The sequence below is a fragment of the Halopenitus persicus genome (assembly GCF_002355635.1).
Lineage (GTDB): Archaea > Halobacteriota > Halobacteria > Halobacteriales > Haloferacaceae > Halopenitus > Halopenitus persicus_A.
Window position 1 is genome coordinate 1,801,408 of record NZ_AP017558.1, and the last position, 14,037, is coordinate 1,815,444.

At 67.4% G+C, this 14,037-nt stretch carries 13 protein-coding genes and 1 tRNA gene; 5 read left to right on the forward strand and 9 right to left on the reverse strand.

Features of this window, described 5'->3' with window-relative positions; all coding sequences use genetic code 11:
- Positions 1-38: 38 nt before the first annotated feature.
- On the reverse strand, positions 39-488 hold the full coding sequence (locus CPZ00_RS08710; RefSeq protein ID WP_096390535.1) for a DUF5807 family protein: 450 nt from the start codon (positions 486-488) through the stop codon (positions 39-41).
- A gap of 218 nt (positions 489-706) precedes the next feature.
- Positions 707-2,503, reverse strand: a complete 1,797-nt coding sequence (locus tag CPZ00_RS08715; protein WP_096390536.1) for an excinuclease ABC subunit C — start codon at positions 2,501-2,503, stop codon at positions 707-709.
- 185 nt (positions 2,504-2,688) lie between these two features.
- On the opposite strand from CPZ00_RS08715, the gene CPZ00_RS08720 reads away from it, so the two are divergent.
- Entirely contained in the window at positions 2,689-3,873 is a 1,185-nt protein-coding gene (locus tag CPZ00_RS08720; RefSeq protein WP_096390537.1) for an aspartate kinase, read from the forward strand.
- A 55-nt stretch (positions 3,874-3,928) separates the two neighbouring features.
- Here the strand turns inward: CPZ00_RS08720 and CPZ00_RS08725 are convergent, their stop codons facing one another.
- Positions 3,929-4,537, reverse strand: a complete 609-nt coding sequence (locus tag CPZ00_RS08725) for an IMP cyclohydrolase (protein WP_096390538.1) — start codon at positions 4,535-4,537, stop codon at positions 3,929-3,931.
- Between the two features lie 136 nt (positions 4,538-4,673).
- Here CPZ00_RS08725 and CPZ00_RS08730 point away from each other — a divergent pair.
- Both CPZ00_RS08730 and CPZ00_RS08735 read left to right on the forward strand, forming a co-directional pair.
- Positions 4,674-4,746: transfer RNA gene (locus CPZ00_RS08730), tRNA-Gln, on the forward strand.
- A 186-nt stretch (positions 4,747-4,932) separates the two neighbouring features.
- A complete protein-coding gene (locus tag CPZ00_RS08735) occupies positions 4,933-6,288 on the forward strand; it encodes an APC family permease (protein WP_096390539.1) in 1,356 nt (451 codons plus the stop codon).
- Positions 6,289-6,307: 19 nt separating this feature from the next.
- Here the strand turns inward: CPZ00_RS08735 and CPZ00_RS08740 are convergent, their stop codons facing one another.
- Positions 6,308-6,694 carry an SHOCT domain-containing protein gene (locus CPZ00_RS08740; protein ID WP_096390540.1) on the reverse strand — a complete coding sequence of 129 codons (387 nt, stop codon included), beginning with the start codon at positions 6,692-6,694 and terminating at the stop codon, positions 6,308-6,310.
- 179 nt (positions 6,695-6,873) lie between these two features.
- Between CPZ00_RS08740 and CPZ00_RS08745 the strand changes: the two genes are divergently transcribed.
- Together CPZ00_RS08745 and CPZ00_RS08750 are read left to right on the forward strand one after the other, a co-directional pair.
- On the forward strand, positions 6,874-8,259 hold the full coding sequence (locus CPZ00_RS08745; protein WP_096390541.1) for a permease: 1,386 nt from the start codon (positions 6,874-6,876) through the stop codon (positions 8,257-8,259).
- An 86-nt stretch (positions 8,260-8,345) separates the two neighbouring features.
- Complete coding sequence (locus CPZ00_RS08750) at positions 8,346-9,083, forward strand: fumarylacetoacetate hydrolase family protein (RefSeq protein ID WP_096390542.1); 738 nt, start codon at positions 8,346-8,348, stop codon at positions 9,081-9,083.
- 16 nt (positions 9,084-9,099) lie between these two features.
- Here CPZ00_RS08750 and cgi121 read toward each other — a convergent pair whose 3' ends face one another.
- From cgi121 to larB, 5 genes are all read right to left on the reverse strand, one after another.
- A complete protein-coding gene (gene cgi121 / locus CPZ00_RS08755) occupies positions 9,100-9,840 on the reverse strand; it encodes a KEOPS complex subunit Cgi121 (protein ID WP_096390543.1) in 741 nt (246 codons plus the stop codon).
- Positions 9,837-12,371 carry an ATP-dependent DNA helicase gene (locus CPZ00_RS08760; protein WP_096390544.1) on the reverse strand — a complete coding sequence of 845 codons (2,535 nt, stop codon included), beginning with the start codon at positions 12,369-12,371 and terminating at the stop codon, positions 9,837-9,839. Before CPZ00_RS08760 ends, cgi121 begins: the two co-directional genes overlap by 4 nt.
- Positions 12,372-12,434: 63 nt before the next feature.
- Entirely contained in the window at positions 12,435-12,689 is a 255-nt protein-coding gene (locus CPZ00_RS08765) for a hypothetical protein (protein ID WP_096390545.1), read from the reverse strand.
- Between the two features lie 25 nt (positions 12,690-12,714).
- Positions 12,715-13,023 carry a GIY-YIG nuclease family protein gene (locus tag CPZ00_RS08770; protein ID WP_096390546.1) on the reverse strand — a complete coding sequence of 103 codons (309 nt, stop codon included), beginning with the start codon at positions 13,021-13,023 and terminating at the stop codon, positions 12,715-12,717.
- The gene (larB, locus tag CPZ00_RS08775) at positions 13,020-13,877 is read right to left on the reverse strand and encodes a nickel pincer cofactor biosynthesis protein LarB (RefSeq protein ID WP_096390547.1); all 858 of its coding nucleotides are present in this window, start codon (positions 13,875-13,877) and stop codon (positions 13,020-13,022) included. Before larB ends, CPZ00_RS08770 begins: the two co-directional genes overlap by 4 nt.
- Between the last annotated feature and the right edge of the window lie 160 nt (positions 13,878-14,037).

Genomic DNA, 14,037 nt, shown 5'->3' on the forward strand with positions numbered 1-14,037 from the left:
CCGCCGGACGTCTCTCCGACACCGTCACTTCGCCGACGTTACTCGCGCTCGCCCACGAGCCACTTGTGTGAGAAACTCTCGCCGCATTCACACTGCGCGTACGCGTGCACCACGTCGCCCTCGGCGTACAGCCCGCCGACCTCCTCGTTTTCGGCCTCTGCGAACGCGAAGATGAAGCTGATCGCGTGGCCCCCGTCGGAATCATTCGCCGACTCGCCGTCCGCGGCCGGGCAGGTCGCCCCGTCGAGCGTCCTGGCGATCGTTCCGTCGGTTCCCATCGCCTGCTTTGCGAAGCCCATCGCGTCCATCCCGGTCCCGGCCTGAAACGCCGAGCGGCCCCGCTCCCCGTCGACCACGAGGAGGACGCCGTGTTCCCGCTCCGTTCCGATCGACCGGAGCCGGGAGTCGTCGTCGAGGAAGCCGTCGCTCACGAACAACACGACGTCCTCGAGCCGCTCGCCGGCCAGAAACTCGTCGAGTGCGCTCATACCCCTCCTGGGTCGTCCCGCCCTAAAAGCCGCCCGTCATCGATCCCGCGGCCGTTCGGACGGGGAGCCGATCGACCGACGGACGCGCCGAAGTTTATAAGCGATCGCGACGCAGCCGCCCCATCACCTGACCGTCGCCGCGGAACGGGTCGCGGGTGCGCGGCGCGTCGTTCCGCGGTTCGCCCAGCGCCGCCTGTTCGCCATTCCCGTTCCCGACTTCACAACCGGCTCCGGATCGTTTCGGCTGTTCCCTCTCCGACGCCCTCGACGTCGGTCAAATCCGCGAGCGATGCCGACCGGACGTTCTCGACCGATCCGAACCGTCTGAGGAGCCGCCGTCGGGTCTCGGGCCCGACGCCCGGTACCTCGTCGAGCACCGTCGACACGTCGTCCCGGAGCGACTGGTGGTACTGGACGGCGAACCGATGCGCCTCGTCGCGGACCCGCTGGAGCAGGTGCAGCTCCGGCGCGTCGGACGGCCAGTCCCGGGGGCCGTCCGGCGTGATCACGATCTCCTCCGCCTTCGCCAGGCCGACCACAGGAACGTCCCAGCCTGTCGCCGAGAGGGCGTCCATCGCGGCGCCGAGCTGCCCCTCGCCGCCGTCGACCAGCAGCAGGTCCGGATCCGGCCGGTCGTCGCGACCCTCGACGGCGCGGGTCGCCCGCCACCGAACCAGCTCCCGGACGTTCTCGTAGTCGTCGTTTCGGTCGGGGAGCTTCTTGCGCCGGTAGGCTCCCGTCTCCGCCGACCCGTCGACGAAACAGACGTTCGACCCGACGACGTCCCGTCCGCCGGAGTGGCTCACGTCGAACCCCTCGATCCGATCGGGGCGGTCGATGCCGAGACGTTCGCCGAGCGCCCTCAGCTCGTCGTCCCGGCCGCTTCGCTGCCGGGCGTTTTTCAGCGCCAGCTCGACGAGCCGTGCCTCGCGACCGGCGCTCGGCACACGCACCGAGATGCCCTGCGTCTCGAGCCATCCCACGACGTCGTCGTCCGTCGGTCGTTCCGCAAGGAGCACGACGTCGGGGAGATCGCGCTCGGCGTAGTACTGGGTGAGGAACGCCGAGAGCACGGCGGCCGGAGACGTGCCACCGACGCCGGCGTTCGAACCGATCGCCTCTCCATCGACTGCCCCGTCCCCAGCCTCCATCTCGACCGACGGGCGGTCGAGCCGGTGGCGGCTCCGGTCGACGAGCTGACCGTTCTCGCTGTGCAGTCGTGCCACTCGGGCGGCGTCTCCCTCGATGGCGGCCGCGAGCACGTCCGTCGTCCCGTCGGCGGACCGCGAGGAGACGGCCGCCTCGCCGTCCCCGTGGAACGCACGGACCGCCTCGAGCTTGTCGCGGAGGTTCGCCGCTCGCTCGAAGGCCGCTTCCTGTGCGGCCGCCTCCATCTCCCGCTCGATCGGGTCGGCGAGGACGCCGGTTTCTCCCTCGAAGAACCGGCGGACTGACTCGACGTCCTCGAGGTAGTCCTCCGCGTCTATCTCGCCGGTACACGGCGCCGAACAGAGACCCATTTCGTAGTCCAGACACGGCCGCTCCCGTCCCTCGTACTTGTGGTCCGAGCAGCCGCGCAGTCCGTAGACCTCCCGAAGCGCCTTGACGACGGTCTCGACGCGACCCTTGTCCGTGAAGGGACCGTACGCGATCGCACCCGCCTCGGGGTTCCGCGTCACGGCGATCCGCGGGACGTCGTGGTCCGTGAGCTGGACGAGCGGATAGGATTTGTCGTCGGTCAACCGGACGTTGTACCGTGGCTGCTGGCGCTTTATGAGGTTCGCCTCCAGCAGAAGCGCCTGCGTTTCGGTGTCGGTGACCGCGAAGTCGACCGTCTCCGCCCGGTCCACCATCCCGCGAATACGTGCCGATCGCGGATCGGCATACGACCGTACTCGGCTTCGGAGATCGACCGCCTTGCCGACGTACAGCGTCGTCTCCCCGGCCTGGAACTGATAGACTCCCGGTTCTCGCGGGAGGTCAGCTGCACGCATACGGACCTCCCTCGTTTCCATCGGTTCGAGGTACGGGCCTCGTGGGTTTCAACTCCGCGGTCGTCCGGACAGGTCCGTCGTCGAGCGGCGGTGGTGTCGGTCTCTGACACGACGTCGACGCCGACCGAGACAGACACAGTTATGCGGGACCCTCCGTTACGGCCGCCTATGACTGACCATCACGCGGCCCACGCTGGGGGATCGGGATGCGAGTAGTCGCGAAGTTCGGCGGCACGAGCCTCGGCAGCGGCGACCGGATCAACCGCGCGGCGGACTCGATCGCGACGGCGGTCGAGGAAGGCCACGAGATCGCCGTCGTCGCCAGCGCGATGGGGTCGACGACCGACGAGCTCCTCGACGAGATCACCTTCGAGGCGGACGAGGCGGACCGCGCCGAGATCGTCTCGATGGGCGAACGGACGAGCGTCCGGATGCTGAAGGCCGCCCTCGGGGCACGCGGCGTCGACGCGATCTTCCTCGAGCCCGGCAGCGACCGCTGGCCGGTGATCACGAACGAGGTCGGGGAGCTCGACGTCGAAGCAACCCGTGAGCGGGCCCGACAGCTCGCGGCCGACCTCGACGGAGTCGTCCCCGTCATCACGGGTTTCCTGGCGCAGGACCACCTCGGCAACGTCACCACCCTCGGCCGCGGCGGGTCGGACACGACCGCCGTGATGCTCGGCAACTACATGGATGCCGACCAGGTCGTCATCGTCACCGACGTCGAGGGCGTGATGACCGGCGACCCGCGCGTCGTCGAGGGCGCCCGGAACGTCGGTCGGATCACGGTCGACGAGCTCCGAAACCTCTCGTTCCGGGGTGCGGAGGTGGTCGCGCCGAGCGCGCTCTCGTACAAGGACGAGGACCTCGTCGTTCGCGTCGTCCATTACCAACACGGCGACCTCCTCGAGGGCGGCACGCGGATCGAGGGCCAGTTCGAGAACCTGATCGACATGCAGGAGCAGCCGCTCACCTGCGTCACCGTCGCCGGGCGGGCGATCCGCAACCGGCCGGGGATCCTGGCCGAGCTCTCCGACGCCCTTCGAAACGAGGAGATCAACGTGGACGCCGTGGCCTCCGGGATGGACTCTGTCACCTTCTACATCGACCGGGAGCGCTCCGAGGACGCGGAGGCGGTGCTTCACGAGCGGGTCGTCGAGGACGACACGCTCTCCTCGGTCACCGTTCACGATCCGATCGCCGTCATCCGGCTGACCGGCGGCGAGCTACCCAACCAGCCGGGGATCATCCAGGAGATCGTCGGACCGATCGCGTCCGCCGGGATCAACATCGTCGACCTCATCACGAGCGCCACGTCGGTCGCCCTCTTCGTGGCATGGGAGGACCGCGAGCGGGCGCTCGAGATCGTGCAGGACGAGTTCGACCAGTAACGGTCGGACTCGACTCGACCGTCGTTCGATCCGGTGCTGGACCGGGTCCGGCCGGTCAGGCCTCCGAGTCGGCGTCCGGCCCGTTATCCACGGCGACGGACACGCCGTCCTCGGCGACCGTGACGCCGGCCGCACAGACCGGGTGATCGAACGCCGCCGTGAGCACCTCGCCGGCGGCCTCGGCCGCCGTGTCGGCTTCGAGGGGATGCGCCTCCGGCGAGTCGACCTCGTAGGTGGCGACGATCGTGGGTTCGGTGACCGCCTCGATCAGCAGCGCGTCGCTGCGGACGGTGCCGATGGTTGCGGTCTCGGCGCCGATCACGCCCGCGATGCGCGGAGTGTCGTAGTCGTCCTTCTCGTAATCGAGCGCGAGCAGCGGCTCCGCGAGCGCGTCCCGTTCCGGATATCCGAGCTCGAGTTTCTCCGCGATCGGATCGACGTGGGAGCCGTTTCCGATCGCGGCGAGCCGGTTGCCCGCGGGCGTGTCGACCGTCCGGACGCAGTTGTAGGAGATGTACGGGTTCTCCGTCGGCGGCGCGTCCGGGGTCGGCGAGACGGTCAGGGTGCCGTCCCGGTCGACGACCTGGCGGTTGGGAAACGATCGTGAGGAGACGCGGTAGGCACCGATCCCCGGAGCGACGACGACGAACCGTCCGACGTACATACCCGTCGCTGGTGACCGCTCCGGTATGTCGATGTCGGTTCCGGTCGCTCGGGATTGCCTTCGCCCTCGGGAGCGACCGATCGTCTCGCTTCGCAACACTCATAACCGTCGACGGGATACCCATTGGTGCCGACACAGTCCATTGGGGTAGTGGCCAATCCTGTTGCCTTCTGGGGGCAACGACCCTGGTTCGAATCCAGGATGGACTACTGAATCTTTCTCCATCCCTCTTGGGTGAAGTACCTCGGGACAAGCCCCGAGCCACTCGCCTTGAGTATCTGTAGAGGATCGTTGAGTGCACCACCCGACGAACGATGTTCCCGATCAGCAAGCGAAGGATTCACCCGTCGCAGATCCCTACCGTTAGGGGACTGGTTTAACGGAGACCGACAGTTATGAGTGACGGCCTCGGACTAACGGAAGGCGTCTCGATGGCACTCGGCGGCATGATCGGGGGCGGTATCTACGCCGTCCTCGGCGTGGTTGCGGGGATAACGATGTCCGCCATTTGGGTCGCATTTCTGGTCGCCGGTGTCGTCGCCATGTGTGCGGGCTACTCGTACAACAAGCTCAACAGCCTCACGGACAACCGGGGCGGGTCGGTGACGTTCGTCCAGTGTTACCTCGGTAACTCCACCGTCGCCGGGATGGTCGGCTGGACGCTTCTGTTCGGCTACATCGGTTCCATGGCGATGTACGCGTTCGCCTTTGGCGAGTTCACGGCCGCATTCGACGTCGTCCCGACGAGCCTTGCCGGCGTCCCGATTCGACCGTTCGTCTCTGTCGTGGCAGTGGCTGGCTTCGTCGGCTTGAACCTGCTCGGGGCACGGACGACTGGTGCCGTCGAGAACGTCCTCGTCGCGCTGAAGGTCGGCATCCTCGTGATGTTCGGGATCATCGGCTTGGTGTATGCCTTCGGTTTCAGTGGAGCGCCGTTCGAATACGGCGGCAGCCAGCTCGGCGGGTTCGGACCCATCATGGCGGCAGCCATATCGTTCGTCGCCTTTCAGGGGTGGCAACTCCTGTATTACGACCAAGAGAGCGTCGAGAATCCCGTCGAGACCATCCGAAAGGCGGTGTACATCTCGATCCCGGTCGCCGTTGTCATCTATATCCTCGTGGGGATGGTAACGGTGAACCTCGTTCCCCAGGCGCTTGAGTCCCATCCACACGTCGCGCTCAAGGACGCCGCCTCGATGATGATGGAACCGTACGGACTGGCGCGCGTCGGGTCGGTCGTCCTCGCGCTGTCGGCGCTGTTCTCGACGGGGAGTGCGATCAACGCGACGCTGTTCTCGTCGGCACACTTCGCCAAGGGGATGCTCAGTGAGGACCTTCTCCCCGATCAGATCGGGGACGCGGCCACTGATGGCATCCCTGAGCGAACGGTGGTTGTCCTCGGAGCCATCACCGCGATGTTCACGTGGTACGGGAGCCTCGGGGCCATCACGTCGTTCGCTTCGCTGTCGTTCATCCTCGTCTTCGGCTCGATGAGCTCTCTCGCGTTCCGCCAACGAGATCACGACGAGGTGAACCCCGTCGTCCCTGCAGTCGGCACCGTCGGCGCGTTGGCGTTCTTTCCGTTGATGCTGTACAACCTCTACACTCGCGAGCCGAATACCTTCTATATGGTGCTCGGTATCGCCGCCGCCGTGCTCGCCGTCGAACTCCTCTACTTCGAGCGCGAGCTCCTCGAGCAAGAGGTCACGGAATTCGAGTCCGACGTCCGCGCTGTCTTTGAGGGTGACTGATCCCGTCTGCCCGTTCTCGTCAGGTATCGCGGGTGAGCGCCTCGCGTCGCTGTTCATACTCCTCGTCGGTCAGTTCTCCGCGGGCGTAGGCGAGCCGGAGCTCTTCGAGTGCTTCGTCCGAGTCACTCGCATCCCCAGTAATCGCGCGATGGATGAGGTACCCACCACCGACGAGGGCGGCGAGGAACAGGAGCTGCATCACGATGCTGACGATGAACATCCAGCCGGGCAGCGTCCCGTCGCCCCACATATGACCGCCCCACATATGACCGCCCCACATCCCGCCCATCATCGGTCCGAATCCCATCATCCCGAATCCCATAAAGAACAACGGGAGAATGACGACGACCCCGATGATAACGAGGAGGAGCGTGACGAGTCGTGTATCGTCCATTTGTGTCGGCATGGCGTGTTCCCTCCGTGAGTTTGGGTCTCAAGTACTACTACGTACCGACTATTCAATGCGGTTGTGCCTTCACCCGGAAATTTTTCCAGAAATTTTATTTTGAATCTAATTTCACAAGGGATTCAAGGAGCATCATCTGAAGGAAAACTGCAAAAGATGATCCCTTTGAACTGATACCTATGGTGGCGACGATGAGTAATGGTCTCCTCGAAGCACTACGCATCGGTGTCGGCTTCCTGTGGACGGCGGCGTGGGCGATCATTATGGGACTCACGGTCACGAGCCTCGTCCAGGTCTACGTCTCCAAGGACCGAATGGCTGAGGTCCTGGGCGACGGTGATCTTAGCGGGGTCACCAAAGCGACCGTTTTCGGAGCGGCGAGCAGCGGTTGCAGTTTCGGGGCCGTCGCAATCGGGAAGGGGCTGTTCAAGAAGGGGGCGCACGCGGTGAACTTTCTCGCGTTTATGTTCGCGTCGACGAACCTCATCGTCGAACTCGGGTTGATGATTCTGATCCTGCTGGGGTGGGAGTTTCTGCTTGCCGAACTGCTCGGCGGTCTGATCCTCATCGCTGTGATGGCCGTCATCGTCCACCTGACGCTTCCGGAGAACCTCTTCGACGAGGTACGAGAGACGCTCAACGAGCACGATCACGAGGCGGGCGTTACCGAGGACCCGACTTGTGGAATGGAAGGCACAGACGAGTACACCCTCACGACTGACGGCGGCGAGACGCTGGAGTTCTGCTCTGCGGGGTGTATGGAGACGTACCTGCAGGAGTCATCCAGCCGGGGTGGCTGGCGCGACGAGTTGCTGTCGTGGGGTGGCTGGTACAAGGTCGGGAACCAGTACCGAAAGGAGTGGTCGATGATCTGGAAGGACGTCGTCGCCGGTTTCCTCATCTCGGGATTCGTCATCGTCTTCGTCCCGCAGTGGGTCTGGAACACCCTGTTCATTCAGGGTGACGGCCTGCTCGTGACGGCCGAGAACGCCATTATGGGCGTCGCCATCGCCGTCATCAGCTTCGTTGGAAGTATGGGTAACGTCCCGTTCGCCGTCGCGCTCTGGGGCGGCGGCATCAGCTTCGCCGGCGTCATCGCGTTCGTCTACGCCGACCTCATCACCGTGCCCGTGTTGAACGTCTATCGGAAGTACTACGGCTGGAAGGTGATGCTGTACATCCTCGGCGTCTTCTTCGTGACGATGGCCTTCACGGGCTTTCTTATGGAGCTCCTATTCGACGCCTTCGGAATCGTCCCGAATCTGGCTGGTGGCGAGACGGCGACCGAACGGGCGTACTTCAAACTCAACTACACGTTCTATCTCAACCTCATCGCGTTCGCGCTTTCCGGGTTCCTGCTGTACGTCTATCGTCGCGGCCTTGGCGCGCCCGGCCAGTACCGCGATCCCGTCTGTGGCATGCGGACCGACGACGGCGAGCCGTCGGCGACGCACGACGGTGAGACGTATTATTTCTGCTCGCAGACCTGCAAACAGACCTTTGAGGAGGCCCCCGACGACTACGCCACTGGACATCCGATGGAGATGGCGAACCACGACCACTGACGGACCCCACCGGCAGTCCATTCATCGGAAGCCGCACGCGTCCCACGGAACGGAAGGTATAACGGGAGACGCTTCCACGCGCCCGTATGAAACGGATTCGATTCCGAGACCCGGCGGGCAGCACCCGCGTCGGCGAGTACGACGAGGACGGAACGATCGCGGCGGCCGGTCGGACGTACGACGTCGACGCGGTCGACGTCCTGCCGCCCTGCGAGCCGACCAAGATCGTCTGTATCGGCCGCAACTACGCGGCACACGCCGAGGAGCTCGGCAATGACGTGCCGGACCGGCCGCTCCTGTTTTTGAAGCCGCCGAACGCGCTGGCCGGTCACGGCGACACGGTCACGCTCCCGGCCGGCACGGAGTCGATCGAGCACGAGGCCGAGCTGGGCGTCGTGATCGGCGAACAGTGCCGGAACGTCGATGCGGTCGACGCCGCAGACGTGATCGCGGGGTACACCTGCGTGAACGACGTCTCGAACCGCGACGACCAGCGGCAGGAGCAGAACTGGGTCCGCGGGAAGGCCTTCGACAACGCCGCCCCGATCGGCCCGGTCCTGGCGACCCCGGAGGAAGTCCCCGACGACGCCGCCGTCCGGTCGTTCGTCAACGACGAGCCCAGACAGGACGGCTCGCTCGATCTGATGATCTTCGAGATCCCGGAGCTGATCGCCGAGATCACCTCGTATCTCACGCTCGAACCGGGCGACGTCATCGCGACCGGGACGCCCGAGGGCGTCGGGCCCCTGACGGACGGCGACGAGGTCGCGATCGAGATCGAGGGCGTCGGGCGGCTCGAACATTCGGTCGTTCGACGCGACTAGTCGAGCCGGAACCGCGTCATTTCTCGACGTCCAACAGCGCCACGCGTTCCTCGACCACGTCGGCGAGCGTACCCAGGGTCGCCTCGAGTTCGGCGTCCGTGACGTCGTGGAACGACCGAACGCGCTCCGGATCGGTCACCGCCGCGAGCCACGTCTCGAATCCCTGTCGGTCGTCGGGCGGATGAACCGTGGCGGCATCGAACCGCCGCTCGAGTCGGTCCAGGGCTTTCGAGACCCTCCTCGGCGCCGCGTTCGGCAAGTAGACGACCGCGATCGCGGTCGTCTCACCCTCGTCGACGCCCATCTCGAGCGCCTCGTCGATCTGTCGTCGGCCGGCCGCGTACAACAGGACCTCGACGGCGCGGTCGCTTGCGACCGCCTCGTCGCGATCGATGGCTCGCTCGGCGCGTGCGACCGCTCGGTCGAGGTGGGTTCGAGAGACGACGTATCGTGCGTCGACGACCTGGATCACGGCGCCCGTCTCCTCGCGAAGCGTCCGGACGGTCTCGAGGAACGCGTCCAGGTCCTCGATCACGAGATCGCCGGCGATCAGGTGTGGTACCGGACGGTCGTCGGCTGTCACCCCAGCCGGCCCGTCGTCCGGCACGGCTGCTTCGTCGTCATCCGGCACGGCCGCTTCGTCGTCGTCCGGCACGGCTGCTTCGTCGTCATCCGGCACGGCTGCTTCGTCGTCATCCGGCACGGCCGCTTCGTCGTCGTCCGCCGTGGTCGCCGGGTTCGATCGATCGTCGCTCATCGGAAATCACCGAGATTCGACTGCCCGTCCTCTCCCTCGTCGCCCGCCTCACCCGCCGTCGCCGCGGCGGCGGCCGACGCGTCCGGGCGCACGTCGTCCATCGAGGGGTCCTCGCGGCCCGCGTTCTCGAGGATCGTCTCGGCGGTCCGTTCACGGCCTCGAAGCGCGCCGAGAACGGTCGCCTTGTCGGCCTCTCGGAGGTCGTCCCGGGACTCGATCCCGGCCTCGTAGAGGCGACGTGCGCGTTTCCGGCCGACCTCGCGAACGCCGGCCAGTTCCAGCAGCTCCTCGCGAACCCCGTACTCGACGCGCTTTCGGGCGTCCCGGATCGACGTGACGGCCGCCTCCGGGAGCCCGATCTCGCGGGCCAGCGTTTCCGCGGCGCGCAACAGCCACTCCGCGGTGTCGACCTTCCCGCGGACGTCGCCCGGACCGACCTGGTACCGCTCGGCGATCCGGTCCTCGTCGACCTCGCTCGCCCAGTCCTCCAGGAGGCGTGCCGTCTTCAGGGAGGCGAGCCAGTCCTCGAAGCGGACCTCCTCGTACTCCGCGGGGGCCGGCCCGAGCAGCTCGGATTCGCGTTCGTGGTACGTTTCCGTGTATCGCTGCTGGTCGCCGGACTTGAGGTACAGCTCGTACATGTCCGGCGTTCTGCTCACGAGGTGGTAGAGCCCCAGCGGCGTGATGTCGGTCCCGGCGTCATCCTCGTGATCGGCGTCCACACCTGCGTCTCCCGTACCGACGCCGTTTCGGCCGGCGTTGCTTCCGTCACCGCCGCTGCCGCCTCCCTGCCCGTCGCCGCCGACGCGGCCGTAGGTCACGAAGCCGTCCGCCTGCCCGTCCGGATCCTCGATCGGGGCGTATCGGGCCCCGTCGTCGGAACGGTCGGCGTCGTCGCCCGCGGCGCTCCCGCTTCCGCCGGCCGCGATCCCGCCGCCGGCCGCGCGCAGGCCGTCGATCAGCTCGGCGGCGCTCATCGGGTCGAGATAGAGCCGCGAGACGGTGTGGCCGATCGACGTCGCCGCCAGCGCCTCCCGGCCGCCGTCGCGCTCGCGTTCGAGGAACTCGTTGGCGACGAGGTACTCGACGACGCCGTCGGTCACGCTGCGGAGGTGTTGGTCGTCGTCGGCCTGTTCAGCGTAGAGGGTGTTCGCGAGAAACTCAAAGAGTCCCTCCCGGGTCGACGCGAACCCGGTCGCGATGGTCGCGAGGACGTGGGTGCGAAGCGCCGGTTCGGCGGCGAGCTTCGACCGGACCGGTTCCGCGTCGGCCCAGACGTACCGGTCGAACAGCTCCTCGGACTGCTCGGCGTCGGTCGCGAGCAGCACGGCCTCGCCGTAGGGATCGAGTCCCGGCCGGCCGGCTCGACCGCACATCTGGTGGACCTCCAGGGCGTCGAGCGGCTTCATCCCGCCGAACTCCCCGTCGTACCGCCGCCAGTCGCGGACGATCACCCGCCTGGCGGGCGTGTTTACCCCGGCGGCGAGCGTCGGCGTCGCGCAGATGCACTTGATCAGCCGGTCGCGGAACGCGTCCTCGACGAGCGCGCGCTGGTCCGACGTGAGGCCGGCGTGGTGAAACGCCGCGCCGGCCTCGACCACGTCCGCGAGCGACTCGCCGGTGTCGGTCTCCGCTCCCGACCGGATCTCCTCGGCGAGCGCGTCGAGTTCCTCCCGCTCCGACTCCTCGAGGTGCCGTCGCGTGACGCGGGCGAGGTTGCCGGCCGCCGACGCGGCGTTGCGGCGGGAGTTGACGAAGACGAGCGAGGACCCGCCCCGACCGTCCTCGACGGTGTCGAGCGCGTCGTCGACGAGCGCCGCCGTCTGGTCGTCCGTCGGCGGATCGCCCACCGGAACGTCCGTCCGACTCCCGTCGTCGAAGTCGATCGCGCCGTTCGCGTGCACCCCGACCCGGAGGTCGATCGGTCGCCAGTCGGAGTCGACCAGGGCCGCGTCGAGCCAGTCGGCGATCTCCCGGGCGTTCCCGACCGTCGCCGAGAGCGCGACCGTCTGCAGCCCCTCGTTGATCCGGCGGAGCTTCGCGAGCGTCACCTCGAGGGTCGGCCCCCGTGAGCGGTCGTTGACCAGGTGGACCTCGTCGCTGACGACGCAGGAGAGGTCGCCGATCCACGGCGCGCCGTTGCGGATCAGCGAATCCACCTTCTCGCTGGTGGCCACGATGACGTCCCGGGTGGCCAGCCACTCGCCGTCGGACTCGTAGTTGCCGGTCGAGACGCCGACGGTCACGCCGAACTCCTCGAACCGTTCGAACTCGGCTCGCTTCTCAGAGGCCAACGCGCGCAGCGGGACGATATATAAGGCGGTCCCGCCGCGCTCGATCGCCGACAGCATCGCGAGTTCGGCGATCAGCGTCTTGCCGGAGGCCGTCGGCACCGCCGCAACGAGGTTCTCCCCGTCGAGCAGCCCCGCCTCGACGGCCTCGGCCTGCGGCGGATACAGCTCCGCGACGCCCTCGGCTTCCAGCGCCTCCCCGACCCCCGACGGGAGTCCGGAGAGCGAAGTCGGTTCCATTGAACCACCCTTGGCGCCCGATTCGGTTTAAACGCTCGGAGTGGACCGTTTTGCTCGGCGTCTTCAGACCGTCTCGTCGGGGTCGTGGTCGGCGGCCATTCGCTGCGCCTCGGCGGCGAATCGCTCCCGTTCCGCCGCCGCGGCCGCCTCGAGCGCGTCCTCATCGACCTCGGTCGCCGCGGTCACCCCGCCGCTCGCGTACAGCCGCTGTTCGGCCAGCTCCTTCGTGTACGTCCGTTCGCCGTCGGTCGTCGCATAGGTGAGCCTGACGAGTCCCTTCGAGTCGAATTCCCGGTCGACGAGCCAGAGCGTGGGCATAGCAGCCATTCCGGCGGGCAGTCGGTTAATCGATCGGATCCGCCTGCTTCGACGTCGGCGTCGACTCTCCGTCGTCAGCTCCTTTCCCCTCGAGGAGCCGGTCCTTCTCGGCGCGTGACAACTGTTTGATCGCGTACTCGCGGGACATCGCCGCCGACCGGGTGTCGAACGACTCCACGTGACGGAGATCGACCGGCGTCCGGCCGCGAGTGTATTTGGCACCCTCGCCGGCCTCGTGCTCGGCGACGCGCCGGTCGACGTCGGTCGTGTAACCGGTATACAGGGTGCCGTCCGCACACTCGAGCACGTACACGTGGTGGTCGTCGTCGCTCATCGGCCCGCGGCGCTTCCGTCTCCGGTTTCGGTCTCGTTCGCGGCGCTTCCGTCTCCGGGTTCCGTTTCGTCCCCGGCGTCTCCGTCGGGCGACCCGCGTGCCGCCGCGACGCCGCGCGCGATGAGGCCGGCCTGGGCGCCGGCGACGAATCCGGCGTCGACGTTCACCGCGGTGACGACCGTACACGACTGGAGCGCGCCGTGAAGCGCGGCCTCGCCCTCGCCGCCGACGCCGTAGCCCGTCGAGACGGGCAACGCGATCACGGGCGCGTCGACCAGGCCGGCGACCACCGTCGGCAGTGCGCCCTCCCGACCCGCGGCGACGATGGCGACGTCTGCGTCGCGAACCCGGTCGATCTGGTCGACGATCCGGACGAGGCTGGCGACGCCCACGTCCTCGATCAGCTCGACGTCGGCGCCGATCTCGCGGGCGATGATCGCGGCCTCACCCGCCACCGGGGCGTCGCTCGTCCCGCCCGTGATGACGCTCACCCGAGCATCCAACGCCGGCGGCTCGAACTCCGGCGCCCGCGCGACCAGCGTTCGCGTTCGCTCGTCGTGGTCGATCTCGGCGCCGGGGACCGCCTCGGTCACCGTCGCCGCGACCGACTCGGCGACGGCCGCGTCGATCCGTGTCACGATCGCCCGTCCCGCGGTCTCGACGGCGGTCCGTGCGAGCTCGCCCGTCTCGGCCGCCGTCTTCCCATCCGCCAGGATCGCCTCGGGGATCCCGCGGCGCGTCTCGCGGGCCGCGTCGAATCGCCCGGCGTCGGTCGTCGCGTACCCGGCCAGCCGCGATTCGGCCTCCCGGACGCCGATCTCCCCGGCCGCCAGCGCGTCGAGTACCTCGCGCATACCCGCCGTTGGGGCCCGGATCGGTTCGTAGTTGTCGGTCACGATCGCAGCGAGACGCGCCGTTCGGAGGCCGTCCCGTCCCGTCAGCGGACGGCGGCGGACCGCGACGCGACCCGTCCGCTCGGATCGATCCGCGACCGTGTGTATTCCGGAGGCTCTT

What these genes read in the sequence shown, in the direction of transcription:
- CPZ00_RS08760 (WP_096390544.1), bottom strand. Translation starts at nt 12,371, where the DNA reads ATGGAACCGACTTCGCTCTCCGGACTCCCGTCGGGGGTCGGGGAGGCG.
- CPZ00_RS08715 (WP_096390536.1), bottom strand. Translation starts at nt 2,503, where the DNA reads ATGGAAACGAGGGAGGTCCGTATGCGTGCAGCTGACCTCCCGCGAGAA.
- cgi121 (WP_096390543.1), bottom strand. Translation starts at nt 9,840, where the DNA reads ATGAGCGACGATCGATCGAACCCGGCGACCACGGCGGACGACGACGAA.
- CPZ00_RS08740 (WP_096390540.1), bottom strand. Translation starts at nt 6,694, where the DNA reads ATGCCGACACAAATGGACGATACACGACTCGTCACGCTCCTCCTCGTT.
- CPZ00_RS08745 (WP_096390541.1), top strand. Translation starts at nt 6,874, where the DNA reads ATGGTGGCGACGATGAGTAATGGTCTCCTCGAAGCACTACGCATCGGT.
- CPZ00_RS08725 (WP_096390538.1), bottom strand. Translation starts at nt 4,537, where the DNA reads ATGTACGTCGGACGGTTCGTCGTCGTCGCTCCGGGGATCGGTGCCTAC.
- CPZ00_RS08735 (WP_096390539.1), top strand. Translation starts at nt 4,933, where the DNA reads ATGAGTGACGGCCTCGGACTAACGGAAGGCGTCTCGATGGCACTCGGC.
- CPZ00_RS08770 (WP_096390546.1), bottom strand. Translation starts at nt 13,023, where the DNA reads ATGAGCGACGACGACCACCACGTGTACGTGCTCGAGTGTGCGGACGGC.
- CPZ00_RS08720 (WP_096390537.1), top strand. Translation starts at nt 2,689, where the DNA reads ATGCGAGTAGTCGCGAAGTTCGGCGGCACGAGCCTCGGCAGCGGCGAC.
- CPZ00_RS08710 (WP_096390535.1), bottom strand. Translation starts at nt 488, where the DNA reads ATGAGCGCACTCGACGAGTTTCTGGCCGGCGAGCGGCTCGAGGACGTC.
- CPZ00_RS08750 (WP_096390542.1), top strand. Translation starts at nt 8,346, where the DNA reads ATGAAACGGATTCGATTCCGAGACCCGGCGGGCAGCACCCGCGTCGGC.
- CPZ00_RS08765 (WP_096390545.1), bottom strand. Translation starts at nt 12,689, where the DNA reads ATGCCCACGCTCTGGCTCGTCGACCGGGAATTCGACTCGAAGGGACTC.
- larB (WP_096390547.1), bottom strand. Translation starts at nt 13,877, where the DNA reads ATGCGCGAGGTACTCGACGCGCTGGCGGCCGGGGAGATCGGCGTCCGG.